Source organism: Mucilaginibacter sp. FW306-07-L (assembly GCF_058782065.1).
Genome location: NZ_JBYSXI010000001.1, coordinates 188,708 through 212,442, shown reverse-complemented (window position 1 = coordinate 212,442; position 23,735 = coordinate 188,708). Strand labels below are relative to the sequence as shown.

General features: G+C 44.8%; 23 protein-coding genes and 1 tRNA gene. 4 read left to right on the top strand and 20 right to left on the bottom strand.

Annotated features, from left to right (window positions below):
• The first annotated feature begins 29 nt into the window (after window positions 1-29).
• Window positions 30-1,193, top strand: coding sequence for a hypothetical protein (locus tag AC3WJC_RS00950; RefSeq protein ID WP_492397192.1), 1,164 nt, complete (start codon window positions 30-32; stop codon window positions 1,191-1,193).
• Between the two features lie 166 nt (window positions 1,194-1,359).
• Here AC3WJC_RS00950 and AC3WJC_RS00945 read toward each other — a convergent pair.
• Window positions 1,360-1,432, bottom strand: a tRNA-Met gene (locus tag AC3WJC_RS00945).
• A gap of 141 nt (window positions 1,433-1,573) precedes the next feature.
• Between AC3WJC_RS00945 and era the strand changes: the two genes are divergently transcribed.
• Both era and der read left to right on the top strand, forming a co-directional pair.
• A complete protein-coding gene (gene era / locus AC3WJC_RS00940; protein WP_492397191.1) occupies window positions 1,574-2,449 on the top strand; it encodes a GTPase Era in 876 nt (291 codons plus the stop codon).
• 173 nt (window positions 2,450-2,622) lie between these two features.
• On the top strand, window positions 2,623-3,924 hold the full coding sequence (gene der / locus AC3WJC_RS00935) for a ribosome biogenesis GTPase Der (protein WP_492397190.1): 1,302 nt from the start codon (window positions 2,623-2,625) through the stop codon (window positions 3,922-3,924).
• A 63-nt stretch (window positions 3,925-3,987) separates the two neighbouring features.
• Here the strand turns inward: der and ispF are convergent, their stop codons facing one another.
• Complete coding sequence (gene ispF, locus AC3WJC_RS00930; RefSeq protein ID WP_492397189.1) at window positions 3,988-4,470, bottom strand: 2-C-methyl-D-erythritol 2,4-cyclodiphosphate synthase; 483 nt, start codon at window positions 4,468-4,470, stop codon at window positions 3,988-3,990.
• 2 nt (window positions 4,471-4,472) lie between these two features.
• Window positions 4,473-5,624 (bottom strand): type IX secretion system outer membrane channel protein PorV, encoded by a 1,152-nt coding sequence (gene porV / locus AC3WJC_RS00925; RefSeq protein ID WP_492397188.1) that lies wholly within the window; start codon window positions 5,622-5,624, stop codon window positions 4,473-4,475.
• Window positions 5,625-5,837: 213 nt separating this feature from the next.
• Between porV and AC3WJC_RS00920 the strand changes: the two genes are divergently transcribed.
• On the top strand, window positions 5,838-7,454 hold the full coding sequence (locus AC3WJC_RS00920) for an SUMF1/EgtB/PvdO family nonheme iron enzyme (RefSeq protein ID WP_492397187.1): 1,617 nt from the start codon (window positions 5,838-5,840) through the stop codon (window positions 7,452-7,454).
• Between the two features lie 164 nt (window positions 7,455-7,618).
• Here the strand turns inward: AC3WJC_RS00920 and AC3WJC_RS00915 are convergent, their stop codons facing one another.
• The 17 genes from AC3WJC_RS00915 to AC3WJC_RS00835 form a co-directional block, all read right to left on the bottom strand.
• Complete coding sequence (locus tag AC3WJC_RS00915; RefSeq protein WP_492397186.1) at window positions 7,619-8,281, bottom strand: DUF4159 domain-containing protein; 663 nt, start codon at window positions 8,279-8,281, stop codon at window positions 7,619-7,621.
• A complete protein-coding gene (locus AC3WJC_RS00910) occupies window positions 8,278-8,988 on the bottom strand; it encodes a 16S rRNA (uracil(1498)-N(3))-methyltransferase (RefSeq protein WP_492397185.1) in 711 nt (236 codons plus the stop codon). The genes AC3WJC_RS00915 and AC3WJC_RS00910 overlap by 4 nt, the downstream gene beginning before the upstream one ends.
• A gap of 10 nt (window positions 8,989-8,998) precedes the next feature.
• Window positions 8,999-10,339, bottom strand: coding sequence for a hemolysin family protein (locus tag AC3WJC_RS00905; protein WP_492397184.1), 1,341 nt, complete (start codon window positions 10,337-10,339; stop codon window positions 8,999-9,001).
• A gap of 7 nt (window positions 10,340-10,346) precedes the next feature.
• Complete coding sequence (locus AC3WJC_RS00900) at window positions 10,347-10,892, bottom strand: inorganic diphosphatase (RefSeq protein WP_492397183.1); 546 nt, start codon at window positions 10,890-10,892, stop codon at window positions 10,347-10,349.
• Complete coding sequence (locus AC3WJC_RS00895) at window positions 10,893-11,564, bottom strand: DedA family protein (RefSeq protein ID WP_492397182.1); 672 nt, start codon at window positions 11,562-11,564, stop codon at window positions 10,893-10,895.
• A 59-nt stretch (window positions 11,565-11,623) separates the two neighbouring features.
• Window positions 11,624-13,003 carry an NADH-quinone oxidoreductase subunit N gene (locus AC3WJC_RS00890; RefSeq protein ID WP_492397181.1) on the bottom strand — a complete coding sequence of 460 codons (1,380 nt, stop codon included), beginning with the start codon at window positions 13,001-13,003 and terminating at the stop codon, window positions 11,624-11,626.
• Between the two features lie 31 nt (window positions 13,004-13,034).
• Window positions 13,035-14,504 (bottom strand): complex I subunit 4 family protein, encoded by a 1,470-nt coding sequence (locus AC3WJC_RS00885; RefSeq protein ID WP_492397180.1) that lies wholly within the window; start codon window positions 14,502-14,504, stop codon window positions 13,035-13,037.
• Window positions 14,505-14,527: 23 nt separating this feature from the next.
• Window positions 14,528-16,438 (bottom strand): NADH-quinone oxidoreductase subunit L, encoded by a 1,911-nt coding sequence (gene nuoL, locus AC3WJC_RS00880; RefSeq protein ID WP_492397179.1) that lies wholly within the window; start codon window positions 16,436-16,438, stop codon window positions 14,528-14,530.
• A 146-nt stretch (window positions 16,439-16,584) separates the two neighbouring features.
• Entirely contained in the window at window positions 16,585-16,914 is a 330-nt protein-coding gene (nuoK, locus tag AC3WJC_RS00875) for an NADH-quinone oxidoreductase subunit NuoK (RefSeq protein WP_492397178.1), read from the bottom strand.
• Window positions 16,898-17,419, bottom strand: coding sequence for an NADH-quinone oxidoreductase subunit J family protein (locus AC3WJC_RS00870; RefSeq protein WP_492397177.1), 522 nt, complete (start codon window positions 17,417-17,419; stop codon window positions 16,898-16,900). Before AC3WJC_RS00870 ends, nuoK begins: the two co-directional genes overlap by 17 nt.
• Before the next feature lie 59 nt (window positions 17,420-17,478).
• Complete coding sequence (locus tag AC3WJC_RS00865) at window positions 17,479-17,976, bottom strand: NuoI/complex I 23 kDa subunit family protein (protein ID WP_492397176.1); 498 nt, start codon at window positions 17,974-17,976, stop codon at window positions 17,479-17,481.
• Window positions 17,977-17,992: 16 nt separating this feature from the next.
• The gene (gene nuoH, locus AC3WJC_RS00860) at window positions 17,993-19,051 is read right to left on the bottom strand and encodes an NADH-quinone oxidoreductase subunit NuoH (RefSeq protein ID WP_492397175.1); all 1,059 of its coding nucleotides are present in this window, start codon (window positions 19,049-19,051) and stop codon (window positions 17,993-17,995) included.
• Window positions 19,052-20,044 (bottom strand): NADH-quinone oxidoreductase subunit G, encoded by a 993-nt coding sequence (locus AC3WJC_RS00855; protein ID WP_492397174.1) that lies wholly within the window; start codon window positions 20,042-20,044, stop codon window positions 19,052-19,054.
• A gap of 248 nt (window positions 20,045-20,292) precedes the next feature.
• The gene (gene nuoF, locus AC3WJC_RS00850) at window positions 20,293-21,657 is read right to left on the bottom strand and encodes an NADH-quinone oxidoreductase subunit NuoF (RefSeq protein ID WP_492397173.1); all 1,365 of its coding nucleotides are present in this window, start codon (window positions 21,655-21,657) and stop codon (window positions 20,293-20,295) included.
• Window positions 21,658-21,659: 2 nt separating this feature from the next.
• Window positions 21,660-21,995 carry a hypothetical protein gene (locus tag AC3WJC_RS00845; protein ID WP_492397172.1) on the bottom strand — a complete coding sequence of 112 codons (336 nt, stop codon included), beginning with the start codon at window positions 21,993-21,995 and terminating at the stop codon, window positions 21,660-21,662.
• A gap of 6 nt (window positions 21,996-22,001) precedes the next feature.
• Complete coding sequence (locus AC3WJC_RS00840; RefSeq protein ID WP_492397171.1) at window positions 22,002-22,529, bottom strand: NADH-quinone oxidoreductase subunit NuoE family protein; 528 nt, start codon at window positions 22,527-22,529, stop codon at window positions 22,002-22,004.
• Window positions 22,522-23,733 carry an NADH-quinone oxidoreductase subunit D gene (locus AC3WJC_RS00835; protein ID WP_492397170.1) on the bottom strand — a complete coding sequence of 404 codons (1,212 nt, stop codon included), beginning with the start codon at window positions 23,731-23,733 and terminating at the stop codon, window positions 22,522-22,524. Before AC3WJC_RS00835 ends, AC3WJC_RS00840 begins: the two co-directional genes overlap by 8 nt.
• Window positions 23,734-23,735 lie beyond the last annotated feature (2 nt).

Here is a 23,735-nt window from a genome sequence, read left to right as displayed (position 1 = left end):
ATTGCAGGTATTGGTAACTAACAGTCTTTATGTTCATTCCTAGTGAGGCTTACAAACTTTTTTTAATTGAAGTAATCAAGATAATAGACATAGTTGCGCCAGTTAAGAGCGCCGAAGCAAAATCAAGACTGTTTTATTGGGAACAGGTGGACCGAGATAACTACAGTGTCATCCAATTAGACCGCGTCGGAACTCAACAAGCTCGCCACTTCTATTTTAATGAACTAACCCTTGAGAGTAACCCAGACGGTGAGATAAAAGAAAGTGATCGGGTCATACTTACTGTATTAATCAGGGCGGGCTTTACACTTCCGAATAGGTTTAACTTAAGAAAATCAACGTCTAAAAGAGCTTCTGAAAATCTGAAAGCAAGGGCCTTATTTCAAGTATTCTTGTGGAACAAGGATCGAACCTTGTTGGATCAATATCCGAATCTGAAGGTGTTTGATACTAACGACACGAGCTCGTTCGATGCTAACGCCGGGAAGTATGATATAAGTGAATTGTGGGGCTTTTATAGTGACCATACTAATACAGAGAAATTTAACAATATGCCGTCGGACATAGCAAAATCGTACATTGATGGCGCCCACCAGTTTTTTAAAGAATATCTTAAAGCATGTACAAAAAAGGCTAAGACTAAGATTGTTCTTGATTATTGGCATCCAAGGGAGCGCGAATACGCTTCGGAATCTGACTACACTGGAAGCTCCATTTTTAGTAGCTTACGTTCGCCATTGGCTTCAGTTGGGTTTACCCTGCTCGGAATCCATTTCTTCAAGAACGGGGTAATACAAGATCCGCCAAACACTGGTGAAGTACAGGTCGGTTTTATGGCTTATTTTGAGGAAGTAGTAGAATTTTGGAACTCTGCTGAAGTCAACAGAATTTTAAATACAAATATTGAGGAAGTAGACACCTTCGCTCCTAAGTTATTGTCATTTTTAAAGTCTGCTACTGGTGAAGACTTTTCCAAACTCAGTAAAATAAAAATAGAGGAACTATTCAATAGAACCCCAATGATGGCGTTATTTGACGAGCGCAAACTTGAATCCATGTCAAAAGGTGAGCTCAAAGGAATGGTGAAAAAGGAGTATCTAACAGTAAGTAGGTTGTATAGAGTTTTCTGCGAATTTCACCCAGACTGGCAAAAGTGGTTCATAACGATGATTGAGCCAATTAGAACTTGTTAGCGACACAATTTGTTATCAGCCTTTCATTTATATATTTTTGTGCGTTGCCGCATCTATATTCGGCATCGTTTAATTAACTTTCATACGATGGCTGGCGTGTATGAACATTGTATGACCAGAAAAAACAAAGGCAGCTACATTTTACTGTAACTGCCTGATCTTTAGGTAGCGGGAGCAGGACTCGAACCTACGACCTTCGGGTTATGAGCCCGACGAGCTACCAACTGCTCCATCCCGCACTGTTTTTGTATTTTACTTTTTGATCATAACTCCAAAAAGTCCTTTTTCATATATCAAATCGAAATAAGATTTGTTTTGAATTGGACTGCAAAGATATAATTCGTTTCTTTGCAGTCCAAATATATTTTAAAAAAGTTTCTATGAGTCACAGGGCAGGTTTTGTTAGCATAATAGGTAAACCCAACGCAGGTAAATCAACGCTGATGAACCACCTGGTGGGCGAAAAAATGTCGGTGATCACCCCAAAGGCGCAAACCACCAGGCACCGTATTTTAGGTATTGTTAACGGCGATGATTTCCAGATCGTTTTTTCGGACACGCCGGGTATCATTAAACCCCACTATGCCCTGCACGAGAGCATGATGCACCAAGTAGAAGGCTCTATTGTTGATGCCGACCTTATTTTACTGGTAACCGATATTAACGAGAAGCATGACGAGGACGATGTGATCAGGAAGCTTGAAGGCTCACTGGCACCCTTAGCTGTGCTGATCAATAAAATAGATCAGTCGGACCCGGAAACTGTAATTCAGAAGGTTGAATACTGGCAGCAAAAACTAAACCCGAAAGTGGTATTCGCCATATCGGCCCTGCATGAGCATAACCTTAAAGCCATTATGGATTTTATTATGGAGCACCTGCCCGAGCATCCGGCCTATTATGAAAAAGATGCTTTGACAGATCGTAACGACCGCTTCTTCGCTTCAGAGATGATACGTGCGCAAATATTTAAGCAATATAAAAAGGAGATACCTTACAGCACCGAGGTTATTGTTACCGCCTTTGTTGAAGGGGAAAAAATACACCGCATCAGCGCTGAAATTATTGTGGAACGCGACTCGCAAAAAAACATACTGATAGGCAAAAATGGCGACATGCTGAAAATAGTAGGCAAATATTCCCGCCTGGACATGGAGGAGTTTTTTCAGCGTAAGGTATTTTTAGAAATGTTTGTAAAGGTTATACCCGACTGGCGCAGTAAAAAGAATTACCTGAAAAAATTCGGGTACGAATAAATAATTAAGATTTGAGATGTTAGACAGGAGATTTGAGATCATTGATCTTTTAAGTACTCAAAATCAACATCTGCAATTAAATAAGGGATTTAGCTATTAGTTTGAGATAAGGTATTGTTTAACTTATTTTTGTCTCAAATCTCATATCTCAAATCTCAAATCTAAAAAACAGAATGAGTAATATAGTAGCTATAGTAGGCAGGCCTAACGTAGGCAAGTCAACCCTTTACAACCGTTTAACTGAAACACGTAAAGCCATTGTTGACGATTTTAGCGGCGTTACGCGCGACAGGCACTACGGTGTAGCGGAGTGGACTAACCATACGTTCACCGTAATTGACACCGGTGGCTACGTAGCCCGGTCAGAAGATGTGTTTGAGGCCGCCATACGCGAGCAAGTGGTAATAGCCATTGAAGAAGCCAGCGTGATTTTATTTATGGTTGATGTTACCACCGGCATTACCGACCTGGATGATGAAATAGCATCGCTGCTGCGCAAGGGCAATAAGCCTGTTTTCGTGGTGGTTAACAAGGTGGATAATACCATGCTACAGTCTGACGCTACCATATTTTACAGCCTTGGCCTGGGCGAGCTTTACAATATCTCTTCCATGACAGGATCGGGCACCGGCGAGTTGCTGGACGATGTGGTTAAACACTTTGACCAGGAAGAACCGGAAGAAAACGCCCTGCCTAAATACGCGATAGTTGGCCGCCCTAACGTAGGCAAGTCATCTATCATCAACGCGTTACTTGGCCAGCAGCGTAATATAGTTACGCCTATCGCCGGTACCACACGCGATTCGATACATATACGCTATAACCAGTATGGGCACGATTTTATGCTGATAGATACTGCCGGTTTGCGTAAAAAAACCAAGGTTAAAGAGAATATCGAGTTTTACTCGGTAATGCGTACCATTAAAGCCCTTGAAGAGGCTGACGTGATTATACTGATGGTTGATGCCGTTGAAGGTTTGGAAGCCCAGGATATTAACATATTCCACCTGGCCGAAAAGAATAAGAAAGGTATCGTTATTGTAGTAAACAAGTGGGATCTGATTGAAAAGAACAATAAAACTATCAAAGTTTTTGAAGAGCAGATCAGGGAAAAAACAGCACCGTTTACTGATATTCCGATTGTGTTTACCTCAGTTACCGAAAAGCAGCGCGTATTAAAGGTTATTGATGTAGCTAACAAGGTTTATGAAAACCGTGCACGCAAAATAGCTACCTCAAAACTGAATGATGTAATGCTGCCGATCATTGAAAACTATCCGCCGCCGGCATTAAAAGGCAAGTACGTAAAAATTAAATACATTACGCAGATCGCCGGTACATCACCCATGTTCGCGTTCTTTTGTAATCTGCCTCAATACATCAAGGAGCCTTATTACCGCTTTATAGAAAACAAACTACGTGAGAACTTTGATTTTTCGGGCTCACCTATCCAGGTTTGGTTCAGGCAGAAATAAAAATATTATAATAAAAAAAAGGCGCTCTAAACAAGCGCCTTTTTTATGCCTGTAAAATTATAACTATATCTTTTCGATCAAACACACGGCATAAGCCACCACACCCTCTTCGCGGCCTATAAAGCCTAACTGCTCATTGGTGGTTGCTTTGATGGATATATCTTCTTCGCTGATGCCGGCCGCTTCGGCAATGTTTTTTTGCATGGCCGGGATGTGTGGGTTTATTTTGGGTGCCTCGAGGCATACCATGGCATCGATGTTACCTATCGTCCAGCCCTTTTCGGCCAACAGCTTTATTACATGTTGTAACAATATCAGGCTGCTGATGCCTTTCCAGCGGTCGTCCTTATTTGAAAAATGATAGCCGATATCGCGCAGGTTAGCCGCGCCCAGCAAAGCATCGCAAATAGCATGCAGCATTACGTCGGCATCTGAATGGCCGTACGCGCCCGCATGATGATCTAATTGAACTCCGCCTAAAACAAAAGGGTGCTGATCACGCAACTGGTGAACATCAAACCCAAAACCTACCTTTATTTTCGCCACAATTATTTTTTAAGGCCAAAGTTAGCAGATAATGTGAAACGCAGGGTATTGGCCAGCGCGCTGTTTTGCTGGTTAGCCGCCAGGTATGAAAAATCGAACGTATAATCCTGGTATTTGAAGCCCACTCCCATCGACAGGTATTTACGCCCGCCTTTTGAGGCTGCCTCATAAAAGTAGCCGGTACGCAATGCAAACTGCTTATTGTACCAGTACTCTAAACCCGGCGATAAGGTGATCTCCCGCATTTCCTCACGAAACCCGCCGGGCGCATCCGTAAACGACTGGAAGATACCCGCCGGTACCGATACATCATCGCCATTATTTATGCTGCCATCCGGGTTAACTGTAGTGGTGGGCACTAACAACTTATTCACATCAAAAGCGAAGGTAAGCTGGTTGGTGGCATCTAAAAACCAGGTATTAGCTATACCCAGCTTCATGTTGGTAGGCAAAAAATAGCGCGGGCCATTATCAGTATAACCTATTTTTGTACCGATGTTTGATATGTTGGCACCAAAAGCGAATAGGGCATCCTTACCGAATTGCTGTGTCGGGTTTTTATAATACAGGGAAACATCGGCCGCTACGGCATTGCCTGCCCGCGCAGTTTGTGCCGAACCTGATACAAACGATATGTTTGATAAGTTGGAACGGATGTAACGCAACGTTAACCCTAACGACAGGTTATCCCCAAACTTGCGGGCGAATGATCCGTCTATCGAAAACTCGTTAGGGCTGTATGAGCCCTGGCTGGTACCGCTTTCGTCAGCAAGTGAAATTGAACCCAGGTTAAAATAACGTAAGGACAGGCCGATGCTGTTACGGTCATCCAGCTTGTGGGCATAGCTAAGGTAGGCCAGGCTAACATCGGGTACCAACCGGCGTAACCATGGGCTGTATGATAGAGAAAGCGTGTGATTTTCTTCTAAAAAAGCCAGCTTTGAAGGGTTCCAGTAAGCGGAGTTGGCATCAGGCGATATGGCCACACCGGCATCACCCATAGCACCGGAGCGCGAATCGGGCGTGATGGTTAAAAAAGGCACCTCGGTGCGTATTGCCGTACCCGAACTGCCGTTTAAACCGGTTTGCGCAATAGCCGCGCATGGCAACATAAGAGCCGCGTATACAGATGCTTTAATAAACTGAAGCTTCATTTAGCTGGATGGGTAAGGGTTATATTTTCAAATATATGAATTTGATACCGGGGTATATCAAAAACTAAAATGATAATACGTAAATGCTATAATTAGGTTGTAACAATTTCAGCTTCAATTACGTTAAAAAAAGCAGTAAACAAAACAGAGAGTATTGTTGTATAAAGGGGTGAAGTTGCTACTTTTACCACTTGATAATTTGCTTTAGATAATATGAAGATAACTTTTACAAGAACTGCTTTGGCGTTACTGATAGTTGGCATGGCCGTAACCGGCTGCTCCAAAAAACAGCGTTCGCAAAAAACGGGCCTTGCGTACAATGACAGATCCAACGGTGGTTATATGCGTTTCAGGCAAACGCACCCAAGCCCGGGCCCCGGCCTTGTACCAATTGAGGGCGGTACCTTTGTATTGGGTGGCAGCGCCGATCAGGATGTTACTTATGATAATAACAATACCCGCAGGCGTGTTACCGTGCCATCATTTTATATGGACGAAACCGAAGTATCAAATCAGGATTGGCTGGATTACCTGCACTGGATAAATATTACTTTCCCGGATGATCGTGAGCTATACTACAATGCTACGCCTGATACGCTGGTTTGGCGCAGGCCTTTATCATACAATGAGCCTTATGTTGATAATTATTTAAGGCACCCGGCTTTTCAGGATTACCCCGTTGTAGGCATAACCTGGGAGCAGGCGCAGGAATACTGTACCTGGCGTACTGACCGTACTAACGAAAATATTTTACGTGAAGGCGGCTACTTAGCCAACTGGAAAGATAATGCCGCACGTAAGGGAAAAGAGCCTTTCAACACTGAAATTTACACCAATAACCAGTATCGTGGTGCCGGTATTGATGGTAAAAAAATGATGCCCGATCTTAATCCTAACGCTCAGGGCACAAAAGCTGTTCGCCCGGTACGTATGGAAGATGGCATTATCAAACAAGGCTACCGCTTACCTTCTGAAGCTGAGTGGGAATATGCCGCGCTATCGCTTGCAGGTAATACTGAATTTGAAAACATAAACGATGGCAAAGTATACCCATGGAATGGCCTTGGTGTACGTTCGCCTAAAAAAGCAACACGCGGCTTAATGCTGGCTAACTTTAAACGCGGCAATGGCGATAATGCCGGTGTAGGTGGTTATTTGAACGATAAGGCTGATATTACCGCCCCGGTACGTTCTTACGAGCCAAATGATTTTGGTTTGTATAACATGGCCGGTAACGTTAACGAATGGGTGGCTGATACTTATCGCCAAATGTCATTTGAGGATGTAGAGGACTTTAACCCTTTCCGCGGTAACGAATTTACCAACAAACGCATGGCCGACCCTACTAAAGGTGTTTACGCCAAGGATAAATATGGCAGGCCCATAAAAGACCCGGCTAAAACAAACCGTAAAATGAAGTACAGCGAGTTTGTTGCCATGCAGCAAGGCGGAGCCGCCCAAAGCACTACCGGTGATGCACAAGCCCCGGCAGGTACAGATAGCACCGGCGTTACAGCTACTGTCGCCCCAAGCGCCATTGCAGGCAAACCATACACTAACGACTATCGTGATTATATTGATACCGTTGATGCCAGCCTGTACGGCACTACCACACTGGTTAGCAACCGCTCAAAGGTTTACAAAGGCGGATCATGGAATGACATGGCCTTTTGGTTAAACCCTGCCACCCGCCGTTTTATGGATCAGGATAACTCCAGCGCCGAGGTTGGTTTCCGCTGCGCCATGACTATGGTTGGCGCGCCCGAGATCAATCCGCAAGGCAAACCGCACATCAGGGTTAAAAAGCCTAAGAACTATAAATCAAGATAAAATTGTAACTACATAAAAACGAAACCCCGTAATATTTTACGGGGTTTCGTTTTTATGTGTATAAGTCAGAGAGTTATGTCATTGCGAGGTACGAAGCAATCTCTTTAAGATATGTTCTACAAATGCTTCTTAGATTGCTTCGTAACTCAATTACGATCAAGCAATCAACGGGTAAACACATATTGCACTAGGTTAGCACCCATTTTAAGTGCTTTCAGCCGGGTTTCCTGGCTATCGCCGGGGTAAGTGCCATAATCCTCCCAGCCGTTGCCCAAATCGCTTTCAAAAGAGTAAAAACACACCAGCCGGCCTTTGTATATCAAGCCGAAAGCCTGCGCCCTTTTATTATCATGTTCGTGCACTTTGGGTAAGCCGTTAGGCAGCTCGTATTTTTGGTGGAATACCGGGTGGTTAAGGGGCAGCTCCACAAAATCAAGTTCTGGGAATACCTTTTTCATTTGGGGGCGGATGAATTTGTCCAGCCCGTAATTATCATCAATATGCAAAAAGCCGCCGCCTGTTAAGTATTTACGTAGGTTTTGTGCTTCCTGGGCAGAAAAGATCACGTTGCCGTGCCCGGTTAAAAAAACAAAGGGATAATCAAATAACTGGGCACTGCCAACCTCTACTATTTCTTCTTCGGCCTTAAAATTGGTTTTAAGGTTATCATTACAAAATTTAATGAGGTTTTGCAGGGCGGTGCGGTCGCCATACCAGTCGCCGCCGCCATTATATTTTAGGCGGCCGAGTTTATAGGTAGCAGCATTAAAACCGCTAAATAATAGCGAGGCACCGAGTACCCCTACCCATAAAAACCTTTTTTTCATAACCGGTTTAAAAAGTTCACCTCAAAGCAAGCCTCAAGCGCGGCCGTTTCGGTACGCAGGCGGCTGTCACCTAAAGTTATGGGTTTGTAACCGCTATTCAAAGCTGCGGTTATTTCATTATCGGCAAAGTCGCCTTCGGGCCCTATCAAAACAGTGGTACTTTCGCCTGCTTTTAAAATTGATTTAAGGGATGCCTTTTCGCCCTCAGCACAGTGGGCAATAAAGCCTTGCCCATTTAAGGCTGTCGAAATAAATTTATTGAACGGCACCGTTTCATTTAATCGCGGATGATAGGCTTTGATGGATTGCTTTACCGCCGAAGTGATAATACGGTTAAGCCTGTCTACACGGGCTTCCTTCCGTTCAGACCGCTGACAGATGATAAGCGATATTTCATCGATACCTATCTCGGTAGCTTTTTCTAAAAACCACTCCAGGCGTTCAATATTTTTGGTGGGTGCCACCGCAATGTGCAGGTAATGATTACGCTGCTGGTAATGCTCGGTTACCGCTACAATATCAAGTATGGTACGTTTAGGGTGAGCGTCCTTTATACGGGCGATGTAAAAGCCGCCGCGCCCGTCAATCAACTGCACTTCGTCGCCAACGCTAAGGCGCAGCACGCGCACGCAATGCTTGCTTTCCTCTTCGTTTAAAAAGTATTGGGAAACTTTGGGCTCAATATCCGGGGTGTAGAACAGATGCATAGTTTGCAAATTAATGCAAATCTACGGTATCTTCATCATTTATGAGCAGTTCGAGTTTTACCGCTTCAATGTTTTGGTCTGATTTTTTGAGCACTGTAATATTATATCCGTTAGCTTCTCTTTGCTCACCAACGTCGGGTATTTTACCAAACAAATCGCCCAGCCAACCCGAAACGGTATCATAATCACCATCCTCCGGCAAATCATGCGGCAAATGCTCGTTAACATCGTAAATTGAAGCCAAGGCATTCACAATAAATTCGCGCTCGTTCACCTCTTCTACAATCGGCTTCTCTTCATCGTATTCGTCCTGTATCTCTCCTACCAGTTCTTCAACAATATCTTCCAGCGTAACCATGCCGGCAGTACCGCCAAACTCATCAAGCACAATGGCTATCTGTATACGCTTTTGCTGCAATTCGGCCATCAGATCATTGATCTTCTTGGTTTCGGGTACAAAGTAGGGCTTACGGATGATCTCTTTCAAGTTGATCTCCTCTCCCCTCACCATCAGCGGAAGAATATCCTTAGTGTGTACAATACCTACGATCTTATCAATCACCTCCTCATACACCGGCATGCGCGAGTAGCCCTCTTCAATAAGGGTTTCAAGCAGTTCCTGCTTTTCGGTAGACAGATCGATACCTGATATTTTGGTACGAGGCACCATGATGTTTTTCACCACGCGCTCATTAAACTCAAATACATTTTGTATCAGCTCGTGCTCATTGCTATCCAGTGCGCCTGATTCCTTGCCCTGCTCAAGCAGGTACTGCAATTCTTCAGAGCTATGGTGTGTTTCAGAACCGTGTATGCTGATTACGCCAAAGGCTTTAAGGATAAAATTAGCAAAGCCGTTAAGCGCCCAGATAAAAGGCCTGAACACCACGAAAAAGAAACGCAGCGGAAACGAAACGGCCATTACCGTACGTACCGACCTTTGTATAGCTAATGATTTGGGGGCAAGCTCACCAAAAACAATATGCAAAACGGTTATAACAATAAAAGAGATAACGTGGCTTGCTGTTATAAAGCCGGGGCTTAGCGTAATGCCAAAAGCCATAAAAGCGCGAACCACCATATTGGTAACCACGCCTTCTCCAACAACACCTAAACCAAGCGAGGCTATGGTTATACCTAACTGCGTAGCAGCAAGGTAACCATCCAAATTATGCAGTATACCCCGGGCTATTTTAGCAACGCCGCTGCCTGATTTGGCTTTGATCTCAATCTGTGAGCCTCTAACCCTCACCATGGCAAACTCGGCGGCTACAAAAAAGCCGTTCAATAAAACCAAAAAAATGGTTGCAAATATGTAAAAACCGCTTATTTCGTAATGCTCGGGGTCCATGTATTAATTATTGGTAAACAGGAAAGGTACTTTGGTAAAGCTCAATGCTTTCTTCAATTACCTTGTGGGCGTAACTTACACCAAGCCATTTTTCGATGGTTACGTTTTTACCTTCAAGGGTTTTATAATCCGAGAAGAAACGAACGATCTCTTTCATAGTATGCGGCGGCAGTTCAGAAATATCGTTAATGTAATTTACTGACATGTCGTTGGCTGCAACGGCAATGATCTTATCATCCTGCTCTCCGTTATCAACCATGTGCATTACACCGATAACCTTGGCTTCGATGATAGACATCGGGAAAACGTCAACCGAGCACAATACCAATATATCCAGCGGATCTTTATCATCGCAATAAGTTTGCGGGATAAAACCATAATTAGCCGGGTACATTACAGATGAAAACAGCACGCGGTCAAGCTTTAACAGGCCTGAATCTTTATCAATTTCATATTTTGCTTTCGAGCCTTTCGGGATCTCGATGATAGCGCTTACTACTTCCGGAACATTTTTACCAGCAGATACCTGGTGCCATGGGTGTTGAGTACTCATTTATTGTTGTATATCTTTATGATCAATTTTGTTTTCTTTAACGCTTTTATCGCTAATTAGTTTCTTTTTAACAAAAGCAAAAATTAAGGGAGCAGTTGTTATTACTAAAAATGCTAAAATAACATATTGCAGGTAGTTTTCTATTTCAGGATAACTCCTGCCTAAAAAATAACCCGCCAATGTAAGCAAGCTCACCCACAAAACGCTTCCCGTTATATTGTATATGGTGAACTTTTTAAAACTTACCTTAACAACTCCTGCAAAGATAGGTGCAAAAGTCCTGATTATCGGAAAAAATCTACCTAAAATAAGCGCCGTGCCTCCATATTTGTTGTAGAACTCTTCGGCAACCATTACATAACGCTTTTTAAAGAACCAGGTATCCTTACGTTTGTATAATAAAGGCCCCGTTCGGTAACCAAACCAGTAGCCCACATAGTTACCTAAAATACCTGCTATAGCCAGCGAAAACACCAACATGCTGATATCTACCGGTAACTTACCCGCCGCGCAAAATATGCCGGCCATAAATAAAAGATAATCGCCCGGGAGAAAAAAGCCGAAGAATAAACCCGTTTCGGCAAAAACAACAATAAGCAAAACGTAAAAGCCAAGACCGACTATGGTATTGGCATCAGTTAAACTTTGCAGGCTATCCCAGATGTTTTCCATGCAGTGTGCCGTAAAACTACAAATAATTATGCTAAGATGTATTGGCCCCGGCCCTGATATTAAATCAGGTTGGAAATTATTGCAGGATAAACACCAATTATAATGGTGATTAACGCCGATAGTCCTAATACAAAGCTAAAGTAAGCTGGTACAGCAACCTCGCCCCTATCAGTAGTTTTAAAGTACATGGCAATAATAACCCTGAAATAATAGAAGATGCTAATGATAGCATTAACCACCGCCAGCACTACAAGCCACAACTGATATTTTGACAAGGCCTCAGAGAACATGAAGAATTTACCAATAAAACCGGCAGTTAATGGTATACCGGCTAATGAAAGCATGGCCACCGTAAGTGTTAAGGCCAGGAAAGGGTTTTTAGAGGCCAGGCCATTAAAGCTGTCAAAACTATCTGACCCGCTTTGGCGGTGCACCAGTATTAATGCGCCAAAGGCGATGATAGAAGCGACAGAATAAGCCGAAGCATATACAAATACCGAACTCGCCGAGGCTGCGCCCAGCGCCACTATAGCGAACAGCAGGTACCCGGCGTGTGAGATACTGGAGAATGCCAGCATCCTTTTAAAGCTTTGCTGGTATAAGGCGGTTATATTACCGATAAACAAGGTTAATATAGTGATAACCAGTAGTACCGGTGCCCAAAAATCAGACAGCGGCGCGAAGCTGGCTGAGAACAAACGCAGGAAAGCTGCGAAACCTGCTGTTTTTACCACGGTTGACATGAAGGTGGTAATCAGCGTTGGCGAACCCTCATAAACATCCGGTGTCCAGAAATGGAACGGAGCCGCGCCTACCTTAAAGCACATGCCCACTATAATTAATAATAAGCCCGTATAGAATAACGGACCGATCTCACGCGGATTTTCAACTACAAAAGTGCGGATAGCTTCAAGGTTAAATGAGCCGGATGCGCCATAGATCAGGGTGATACCGAACAGTAAAAAGCCTGTTGAGAAAGCGCCCATCAAAAAATATTTTAAAGCGGCCTCGTTAGACGCGAAGTCGTTTTTACGGATCCCAGCCAGGATGTATAAACTAACCGACATGATCTCGATACCGATGAACAGCATAACCAGGTTATGGAATGATACCATAACGATGATACCCGCCAAGGCAAATAATATGATAGCATAATATTCGGCCACGTGGCTGCTGATCTTTTCAAAATACCCCTTTGAAAGCAGCAGGATCAATATAGTAGATAGTATGGTAATGCCTGAAAAAGCGATCGAAAAATTATCAAACAGCATCATGCCCGAAAATATGGGCTGGGCGTTTGTATTCCATTCGGCAAAGGCAAAACCTAAACCAACTAACAAACCAATAACCGACACCGGCAATAACGCCTTGTTTGCTTTAAACAACCCAAGATACAAAAGCAGCAAGGGTAAAACTGATAATATTATTAAGGTGGTCATCTGTTATTATAAAAATAAACTCTAAATACTATTACTTACTTGTCATTGCCGCTACTTTCTGGCTGATCTCGGCAAGCAGTGTGTTTACCGCTGCTTCGGATATGTGTAATAATGGTTGCGGGTATACGCCTAACACGATGATGAGCGTACATATTATACCTAAAACCAGTTTTTCGGTACCGGTAATATCCGTAAACAAGGCTGTTAATTCATTGGTTTCGCCATGCATTACCTGCTTGTACATGCGCAGCATATAAATGGCGCCGAAAATGATGGTCAGTCCGGCTACGGCCGCTATCCATATATTATAATTGAATACCGCTTTTAACAGTAAAAACTCACCGATAAAACCATTGGTTAATGGCAGGGCAACAGTGCCCAGGGTGATGATCAAAAATGCTATAGCAAACTGAGGGGCTACTTTGGCAATACCACCCATCAGGCTGATATCGCGCGTACCTAACCTCCGGCTGATAATATCCCAGATAAAAAATAAACCTACTACGTTGATACCATGGTTCACCATTTGTATCAGCGCGCCCTGCATACCTTGCGTATTGTATGCGAATATGCCCGCGGCTATCAAACCTACGTGGGCAATGGATGAATAAGCTACCAGGCGCTTGCCATCCTTTTGATTAAAGGCGATCAGCGAGGCATATACAATACCGATCACCGCCAGTATCATCACAATATTTTGCCATATTAAAAATCCCACCGGCACATTTGGCAGTAACCAGCGGATAACCCCGTAGATACCCATTTTAAGCATAATGCCTGAAAGCAGCATAGTACCGGCCGATGGCGCTGTGGTATAGGTATCAGGCTGCCAGGTATGGAACGGAAACACCGGCATCTTGATAGCGAAAGCGATAAAGAACGCCCAGAATAACCAGGCTTGTTGTAAGTTGGTTAGTCCGATGCTCGATAGGTCGCTCAACTCGTACGTTTTGGCCGGACTATGCAGGTACAGGTAAATTAAACCTAACAGCATAAACAGCGAACCCGCGAAGGTATAAATGAAAAACTTAATGGTGATGCGAATGCGGTTTTCGCCGCCCCACAAACCACATATAAAGTAGATGGGGATCAGCGCGGCTTCCCAGCCAACATAAAATAAAAAGCCGTTTAACGCGGTAAACACGGTAAGCATACCGGCTTGCATAAATAGTATCAACGCGTAAAAAGCACCCGCGTTTTTATACTGATGCTGATACGTGGTAAGTATAATTAACGGAACCAGTACTGTGGTCAGTAACACCATGATCATGCTGATGCCATCAATACCGGCGGTAAAATACACGCCAAATTTTGGCAGCCATGGGTAGCTAACGCTAAACTGTACAGAAGCATCGGGCACAAAACGGGTTAAAAGCAATAAGGCTACGGCCATTTCGGCAACAGCAAAAAACAGCGCCACATGCTTGGCTGCGCCGTTTTTAATAAAGGCGGTAATTACAGCGGCAATTACAGGTAAAAAAAGTAGAATACTAACCGTCATTTTATCAACTTAACGCTTGCGTTTTAATTAATTAGGGTGTAACCGTACATCAGCACTGCTACGATGCCTATCACCATCATAAATATATAGAAACCCACATTGCCGGTTTGCAGCAAACGCAGGCCCTTACTTGCATCAATTGAACCTTTACCCAAACCATTAACCAACCCATCAATACCCAACAGATCAACCACCTTATAAAAGAATACCGACAAGGCATCCAATGGCCTGCGAATCAGGAAATCATACAGTTCATCCACGTAGAATTTATGGTATGACAGGTTTGATATTATGTGGCGCTCCTCGGTATCAGCAACCGGCACATGTTTCCCGCTTATATATTTAATATAGGCATAGCCCAGCGCGATCAACGCAGCACCTACTGATACGCCCATCAATATCCATTCAATACTGTGCGATAAATGATGCGCCTCACCGGTAAGTTTAGCGGATTGCTCAAAAACCGGTGCCAAAAATGCGCCTAACTCATGATGGCCGCCCAATACTTCTGGCACACCGATCAAACCGCCTACTATGGAAAGGATGGCCAATACAACAAGCGGGATAGTCATGGTTGCAGGCGACTCATGCAGGTGGTGCTCCTGCTCATGCGTGCCACGGAATTTTCCGTAGAACGTCAGGAACATCATACGGAACATATAAAAAGAGGTAAGGCCCGCTGTGATAACACCTAAAACATATAAGGTAGTACTATGCTCAAAAGCATGTGCCAGTATTTCGTCCTTTGAAAAGAAACCCGAGAACGGTGGTATACCCGCTATCGCGATGGTACCTATAAGCATGGTGTAAAACGTAACCGGCAGTTTGCCGCGTAGTCCGCCCATTTTGCGCATATCCTGCTCATTGCTCATGCCGTGGATAACCGAACCGGCACCCAGGAACAATAAGGCTTTAAAGAAAGCGTGCGTTAACACATGGAAGAAAGCACCGGTGTAAGTACCAACGCCTAAACCCAAAAACATATAACCCAGTTGCGATACAGTTGAATAAGCCAGTACCTTTTTAATATCAGTTTGGGTAAGGGCTATAAGCGCGGCGAATGCGGCGGTTGCCATACCTACGATGGAGATTACTTCTAAAGTTACCGGAGCCAGCGTAAACAAAATATTTGAGCGGGCGATCATGTAAATACCAGCCGTAACCATTGTTGCAGCATGGATCAGTGCCGATACCGGGGTTGGACCGGCCATCGCGTCGGGCAGCCAGGTAAATAAGGGTATTTGTGCCGATTTACCTGTAGCGCCTACAAACAGCAGTAATGTAATTAACAGGATAGTGCTATCGCCGGAGTGCATGGTAGCTGCCTTGCTGAATACATCCGCGAAGCTGATGCTGCCGAAAGTATTAAATATCAAGAACACCGCGATCAGGAAACCCAGATCGCCAATGCGGTTCATTACAAATGCTTTTTTAGCGGCATCGGCATAGCTTGGATTGTTGAACCAAAAGCCGATCAGCAGGTATGAACATAGGCCCACGCCTTCCCAGCCGATAAACATCACCAGGTAATTGGAGCCCATTACCAGCAGCAGCATAAAGAACACGAACAGGTTTAAGTAAGCGAAAAACTTACCAAAGCCCTTATCATGGTGCATATAGCCGATTGAGTATAAATGGATCAGAAAGCCCACGCCCGTTATGATAAGCAGCATGATAGCGCTCAACTGATCGATCAGGAATGCAAACGATACATTCAGGTTACCAACCGTGAACCAGTTGTACAGTTCCACGTTAATAGGTACGCCTGATGCCTTGATCTGGAAAAAGGTAGCCACGCTTAACCCGAATGATACCAGTACCAGCAGGCTGCCGATAGCGCCAATTAAATTTTTAGGCAAAGCATTACGCCCAAGCCCGTTAATAACAAAACCGGCTAACGGTAGTAAAGGAATAAGCCAGATGTATTTGTCCATGTTTAAGTCTATCTCTTAACTGTCATTCGCGGAATTAGCTTATCCGGAGATTGCTTCGTACCTCGCAATGACGTATGTATCTTTTTTACTTCGATTAGTTTTTGTTATTCAAATCCGAAATCGAAATTTCGAAATCCGAAATCAGTTTACCATTTCAACCTGTTCAGCACATTAATATCCAGCGAGTTGGTGTTACGGTAGATCATTACAATGATGGCCAGCCCGATAGCTACCTCAGCAGCGGCCAACGCCATAATAAAGAATACGAACACCTGCCCCGCGGCATCTCCCCTGTAAACTGAAAAGGCAGTAAGCAGCAGGTTTACCGCGTTAAGCATCAGCTCAACCGACATAAAAATTATGATGGCGTTACGGCGTAGTAATACACCAATTACCCCTATTGTAAATATGATGGCGCTCAGTAAAATATAATGATTAAGCGGCACCGCTTGTATGGCGTTAGTAAAGCTTTCCATCAGGCTGTGTGTTTGGTTGTTTATCCTTAGTTGCCAGTAAAACAGCGCCTACCATTGCCGATAGCAGCAGCAGGGATGATACCTCAAAAGGCAATAAAAATTCATTGAAGAGTACCTTACCCAGGTTTTTTACTAAACCCAGTTCGGGGTTTTGCAATATTACGGGTTGCGATACGGCCATGGTTTTTAATGATGCTACTATCGTAACCAGCAGGCAGCCCCCGCCAAACACGGCCGCAATTTTTACGATGTTTGATTTCATGGGCTCATTATCCTTATTTAGGTTCATGAGCATGAGCGTGTATAGGAAAAGTACCAGTATAGCCCCCATGTAAACAATAAAATTCACTATGGCTAAAAATTGCGCGTTCAGCAATATGTAATGTACCGTGAACGTAAAAAAGGTTAATACCAGGTATAATATACTATGCACGGGGTTACGTGCGGTAATAACCAGTATCGCAAAAAATATAGACAGGAATGCGATGAAGTAAAATGTACTCATGTTTAGTATTGAAAAACACCTTGCCCGCCGTTATGCTGCGCTAAGGTATAAAACTTCTTTTATTGGTTTAAAGGCGCCTCCACTAATTTATCCTTGCCATATATAAAATCCTTGCGCAGGTAATCGGCCGGTACAATATCACCATCCAGGTAGATAGCTTCTTTAGGGCAGGCCTCTTCGCATAAGCCGCAAAAAATGCAGCGCAGCATGTTGATCTCGTAAACCGCGGCGTATTTTTCTTCACGATATAGGTTCTCCTCGCCTTTCTGGCGCTCGGCAGCCGTCATGGTGATAGCTTCTGCCGGGCACGATAGCGCGCACAAACCACAGGCTGTACAACGTTCGCGGCCATGTTCATCGCGCTTGAGCGAGTGCATACCCCTGAAGTTTTCAGAGAACTCACGCTTTTGCTCGGGATATCTAATGGTTACCGGTTTCTTAAAAAAGTGCTTCATCGTAATTGCCAGCCCTTTAAAAATGGCAGGCAAGTAAGCCCGTTCCCAAATATTGAGCGGCTTTACTTCGAGTACTTTTTTTCTATTGCTTAATGATTCCATTTATACAAACTCCACATTAATTTAAAAGCGTAACAACAATACCTGTTATCACAATATTGGCAATGGCCAACGGTATCAGGGTTTTCCAGCCCAGGTTCATCAACTGATCATAACGGAAACGCGGGATGGTCCAGCGGATCCACATAAAGAAGAAGATGAACGCGAATATTTTAGCGAATAATACCAACACACCAATAATAGTAACCAGGTTTGGCGAATCAATTAATTCCATGAACGGAAAGTTATACCCACCAAAATAAAGCGTAGCCATTACCGCTGAAGAAACAAACATGTTAATGTATTCGGCAAACAGGTAAAAGCCCAGTTTCATGGATGAATATTCGGTATGATAACCACCTACCAGTTCCGTTTCGCACTCCGGTAAGTCAAACGGGGTACGGTTAGTTTCAGCAAAGGCACATACGATGAAGATCAGGAAACCCAACGGCTGCTTGAAGAAATTCCAGGTGAACCAGCCTCCCTCCCAGGGTAAACCACCATGCCAGAAGCCTTGTTGCTGCTCCGCGATCTCGCGCAGGCTTAACGATCCGGTTACCAGTAACAGGGCGATGATGGAAAGCCCCATTGAAATTTCGTAGCTGATATTTTGCGATGCCGCACGGATAGCGCCCAGCAAAGAGTATTTGTTGTTTGATGCCCAGCCACCTATCATGATGCCGTATACACCTAATGATACCACACCGAAGATGTATAGGATGCCTACATTAATATCGGTAACCTGCAAGTCAATAACTGTTGAACCGATGGTGAGCTTTTGACCCCATGGAATAACCGCCGAACCGATACAGGCTGTTAATATAGCCAGCGACGGGCCTACGATAAATAGTAATCCGCTTGCCCTTGTGGGGATGATCTCTTCTTTCAAAAACATTTTGGCACCATCAGCCAGTGGCTGTAGCATACCAAACGGACCGGCACGGTTAGGACCTACCCTATCCTGAAAAAAGGCGGCTATTTTACGCTCGGCATAGGTAGAGTACATGGCTACCACCAGGCTGATAGCAAATACAATTACGATCAGTATAAACTTTACTATAATGTCTGTCAATTCCATTTACAGGCGTGTTTCGCGTTCAAATTGTTCTTTATTGGCTTCCTGCAACAGCGGGTTGGTTTTAACTACCGGCAGCGGCTTCATGGTTTCGTAATGGTTAGCGCTGATCACTGATTTATGCGATACCTTGCGCGGGCCTTCAATTGTCCAGTCGGCTGTTTTCTTTTTATCAAAACGGCAGGTATTGCAGATGAATTCCTCTACCTCACCATATATATCCTTACGGCCTGTTACCCTGATCACGTCCTCGCCTTTGTACCACAGCGTTACCTTACCACAGCATTTATCGCAATCGCGGTGTGCTTCAACCGGCTTGGTAAACCAAACCCTGTTTTTAAAGCGGAAGGTTTTATCAGTCAATGCGCCTACCGGGCACACATCAATTACGTTTCCCGAAAAATCGTTATCAACCGCTTTTTGTATATAGGTTGATATTTCAGAGTGATCGCCACGGTTAAGTATGCCGTGCAGGCGGGTGTTAGTGATCTGGTCAGCCGTGAACACGCAGCGATAGCAAAGTATGCAACGCGTCATGTGCAGTTGTATCTTATCGCCAATGTCGATCTTCTCAAACGTGCGGCGGTCAAACTCATAACGGGTTTTTGCAGCGCCATGCTCATAACCCAGATCCTGCAGGTGGCATTCGCCGGCCTGGTCACACACCGGGCAATCCAGCGGGTGGTTGATCAACAGCATCTCTACTACACCTTTACGCGCTTCAATAACTTCGGGCGAGGTAATATTTTGCACCTCCATGCCATCCATTACCGTGGTACGGCATGATGCTACCAGCTTAGGCATAGGGCGCGGATCCTTTTCAGAGCCTTTGCTTACCTTAACCAAACAGGTACGGCATTTACCGCCGCTGCCCTCAAGCTTTGAGTAATAACACATAGCAGGCGGAACAATATCGCCACCTATCTGCCTCGCGGCATTCAGGATACTTGTTCCGGGTTCTACGTCAACAGTGATTCCGTCTATCGTTACTTTCATTTTTATTCCTCACAAATCCTCACCTTATGATGATGGACTTTAAGACCTTATATTTCTTTCTGTCTTGCCGAGCTTATCGAAGCACTCGCCGATTTTCCCAGTGTTTAGCCCTTCGACAGGCTCAGGGTGACAACCCCTTTTTATTCTTTTCAGGTAACCTGTCATGCTGAGCTTGTCGAAGCATTCGCCGATTTCCCGGCGTTTAGCCTTTCGACAGGCTCAGGGTGACAACCCCTTTTATATGTTTGTTACGCTTCCGCCTTTTCCACCTTCGGCAACGGGTCGGCGTAATGGGCCAAACCGTAGTTGCGCGTGGTAGCTTCGGCAGCGTTGGTAACATGCCATTCAAACTCATCCCTAAAGTGACGAATGGCACTGGCTACCGGCCAGGCTGCCGCGTCACCCAGCGGACAAATGGTATTACCTTCAATTTTTTTAGATACGTCAACCAGCAAATCCATATCGCTCATTTTGCCGTAACCATATTCCAGGCGGTGCAGCACCTTTTCCATCCAGCCGGTACCCTCACGGCATGGCGAACATTGTCCGCAGCTTTCGTGGTGGTAAAAACGGGCGAAATTCCAGGTATTGCGTACAATGCACTGGTCTTCATCAAAAGCGATAAAACCACCCGAACCCATCATGGAGCCGGTAGCGAAACCACCGTCAGACAGTGACTCGTAGCTCATCAGCCTTGCTTCGTTGTTGATGGTTTTTAAGATCAGGTTAGCAGGCAAAATTGGCACTGATGAACCACCGGCCACTACCGCTTTAAGGCGTTTGCCGTTGGCGATACCGCCGCAATATTCATCGCTGTAAATAAATTCTTCAACGGGTACGCCCAATTCAATTTCGTAAACACCCGGCTTATTAAGGTTACCCGATGCCGAGATCAGTTTAGTGCCTGTACTGCGGCCGATACCGATTTTGGCGTATTCGTCTCCACCCTCGTTAATGATAGGCACAACCGCGGCAATTGATTCCACATTGTTAACCACCGTTGGGCAACCATACAAACCCGCGATAGCCGGAAATGGCGGCTTGATACGCGGATTACCACGTTTACCTTCCAATGATTCCAACAGAGCGGTTTCTTCACCGCAGATGTAAGCACCGCCTCCGGGCTGCACATACAGCTCCAGATCGTAACCGGTACCTAATATATTTTTGCCTAACAAGCCCGCGTTTTTAGCTTCGGCTATGGCTCTTTCCAGTATGCGGATCTGCGGCATCATTTCGCCGCGAACGTAGATGTATGATGTGTTGGCACCCAAGGCGTAACTGGCCACGATCATCCCCTCGATCAGCAAGTGAGGGATGTACGTCATCAGGTAACGGTCCTTAAAAGTACCGGGTTCTGATTCATCGGCATTGCAAACCAGGTAACGGGGCACGCCTTCGGGCTTGGCCAAAAAGCTCCATTTCATCCCGGTAGGGAAACCCGCGCCGCCACGGCCACGCAAGCCCGATTTTTTTACTTCCTCCACAACCTCGTCGGGGGTTAGTGTTTTCAGCGCTTTTTCAACAGCTGCGTAACCGCCCTTTTGGCGGTATACCTCCAGCGTGTTGATGCCGGGTACGTTAATATGTTCTAATAATAATTTGCGTCCCATAATTAGTTAACCAATATTGCTCCGTTTCGGTGATATGTCACAAAAGGTACATCCTCATTTACTAAGTGGTCTTTGAGGTTTCTCTTATATTGAGATCGTTCTATTTGGTGCAACATCTGTTTATCTTTCTGATTGCTTTTGCGTGTACTATTACGCCTACGCTTATCACATACCATCGACTTTTGGCCATATTTACTCCAAATAACCTTATACCTTGCGTAAGCCTCAGCGCTTTGACTATTTACATGGCCATAAGTATCACCATCTACACGAGTCAACTCCTCATATTTCTCAGGGTTGCGTAGTTTATGATAATCTTTATCCTTTTGCGATGCCATAAAATATTAGTTATTTGCCTTTGCTTTCAAGTCCGCTATTAAAGTATCAACCGATTGGGTGGTAAGGTTCTCGTAAAAGGTGTATTCAGGGCCTATCTGCAAAACCGGGCCAAAGCCACAGGCTGCCAAACACTCCACCCCTCTCCAGCTAAATAAACCGTCGGCAGTAACTTCGCCTTCTTTAACACCTAACTGCTGCTCAATATAATCCATTATTTTTTCGGCACCTACCAGGCAGCAAGGGCCTGTACGGCAAACCTCCAGTACATATTTGCCTTGCGGGCGCATAAAGTACATGGTGTAAAAGGTGGCTACCTCATAAACCTCAATAGGTAAAATATCCAGGTAAGCAGCTACCTTATCCATGGCGGGGGCGCTCAACCAGCCAAACTCGGCCTGTGTTTCGTGCAAAATAGGCAGCAATGCCGATTTTTGTTTTCCTTCCGGATAACGGCTTTTTATATCATCAAACTTAGCGATCAGCGCTGCTGAAAACTCAACAGGCGCCTGCTCGGTATCTTCAACCCTAAGCATCTAATTCTCCCGCTATAACGTTTAAACTACTCATGTTAATTATCGCGTCAGACAGTAGCATGCCCTGGCTCATGGGCGCGTACATCTGGTAATTTATAAAGCTCGGCCTGCGGAAGTGCAAACGGTACGGCGAGCGGCCGCCATCGTTCACCAGATAAAAACCCAGTTCGCCATTGGCACCTTCAACCGCGTGGTATACCTCGGTAACCGGGGTTTCCACCTCGCCCATCACTATTTTAAAGTGATAGATCAATGCTTCCATATTGTTATACACTTCCTCTTTTGGAGGCAGGTAAAACTCGGGCACATCAGCATGGAAAATATCCGCAGGTTCTTTTTCTATTTTGTTTAAGGCCTGCTCAATAATGCGCAGGCTTTGCTTCATCTCTTCGTTACGTACCAAAAAGCGGCTGTATACGTCGCCATTCTCGCCTACCGGAATTTCGAAATCAAAATCATCGTACGATGAGTAGGGCTCCATAGCCCGCACATCATAATCAACACCGGCAGCGCGCAATAACGGACCGCTCCAGCTATAGCTCAGCGCCGTTTCGGCAGTTACGGGGGCAACACCTTTGGTACGGTCAATAAATATACGGTTGCGGTTAAACAGGTTTTCAAACTCCTTTAACACTACCGGAAACGCTTTTATAAACTTGCGGATCTTATTAAACGCGATGGTATTAAAGTTACGTTCAAACCCGCCGATACGGCCAATATTGGTAGTAAGGCGTGAGCCGCAGATCTCCTCGTAGATTTCATAGATCTCCTCACGGTATTCCATCATATACAAAAAGCCCGTGAACGCGCCGGTATCAACACCCAATACACCGTTACAGATGATATGATCGGCAATACGGGCAAGCTCCATGATGATCACGCGCATGTAGTCCACACGTTTTGGTGTGGTGATGCCGGCCAGCTTTTCAACCGTCATGTGCCAGCCCATATTGTTTATGGGTGACGAGCAGTAGTTCAGCCTGTCAGTAAGTGGGGTGATCTGGTAAAAAGGGCGATGCTCGGCAATCTTTTCAAACGCGCGGTGTATATAGCCAATGGTTGATACGCCGCTTACTATACGCTCGCCATCCATCTGCAGTACGTTTTGAAAAACGCCGTGCGTGGCCGGGTGCGTTGGCCCTAAATTCAGGGTCGATAGTTCGCTTTGCGGATCATTATCAAAAAATACAGGATGGTTCTGCATAC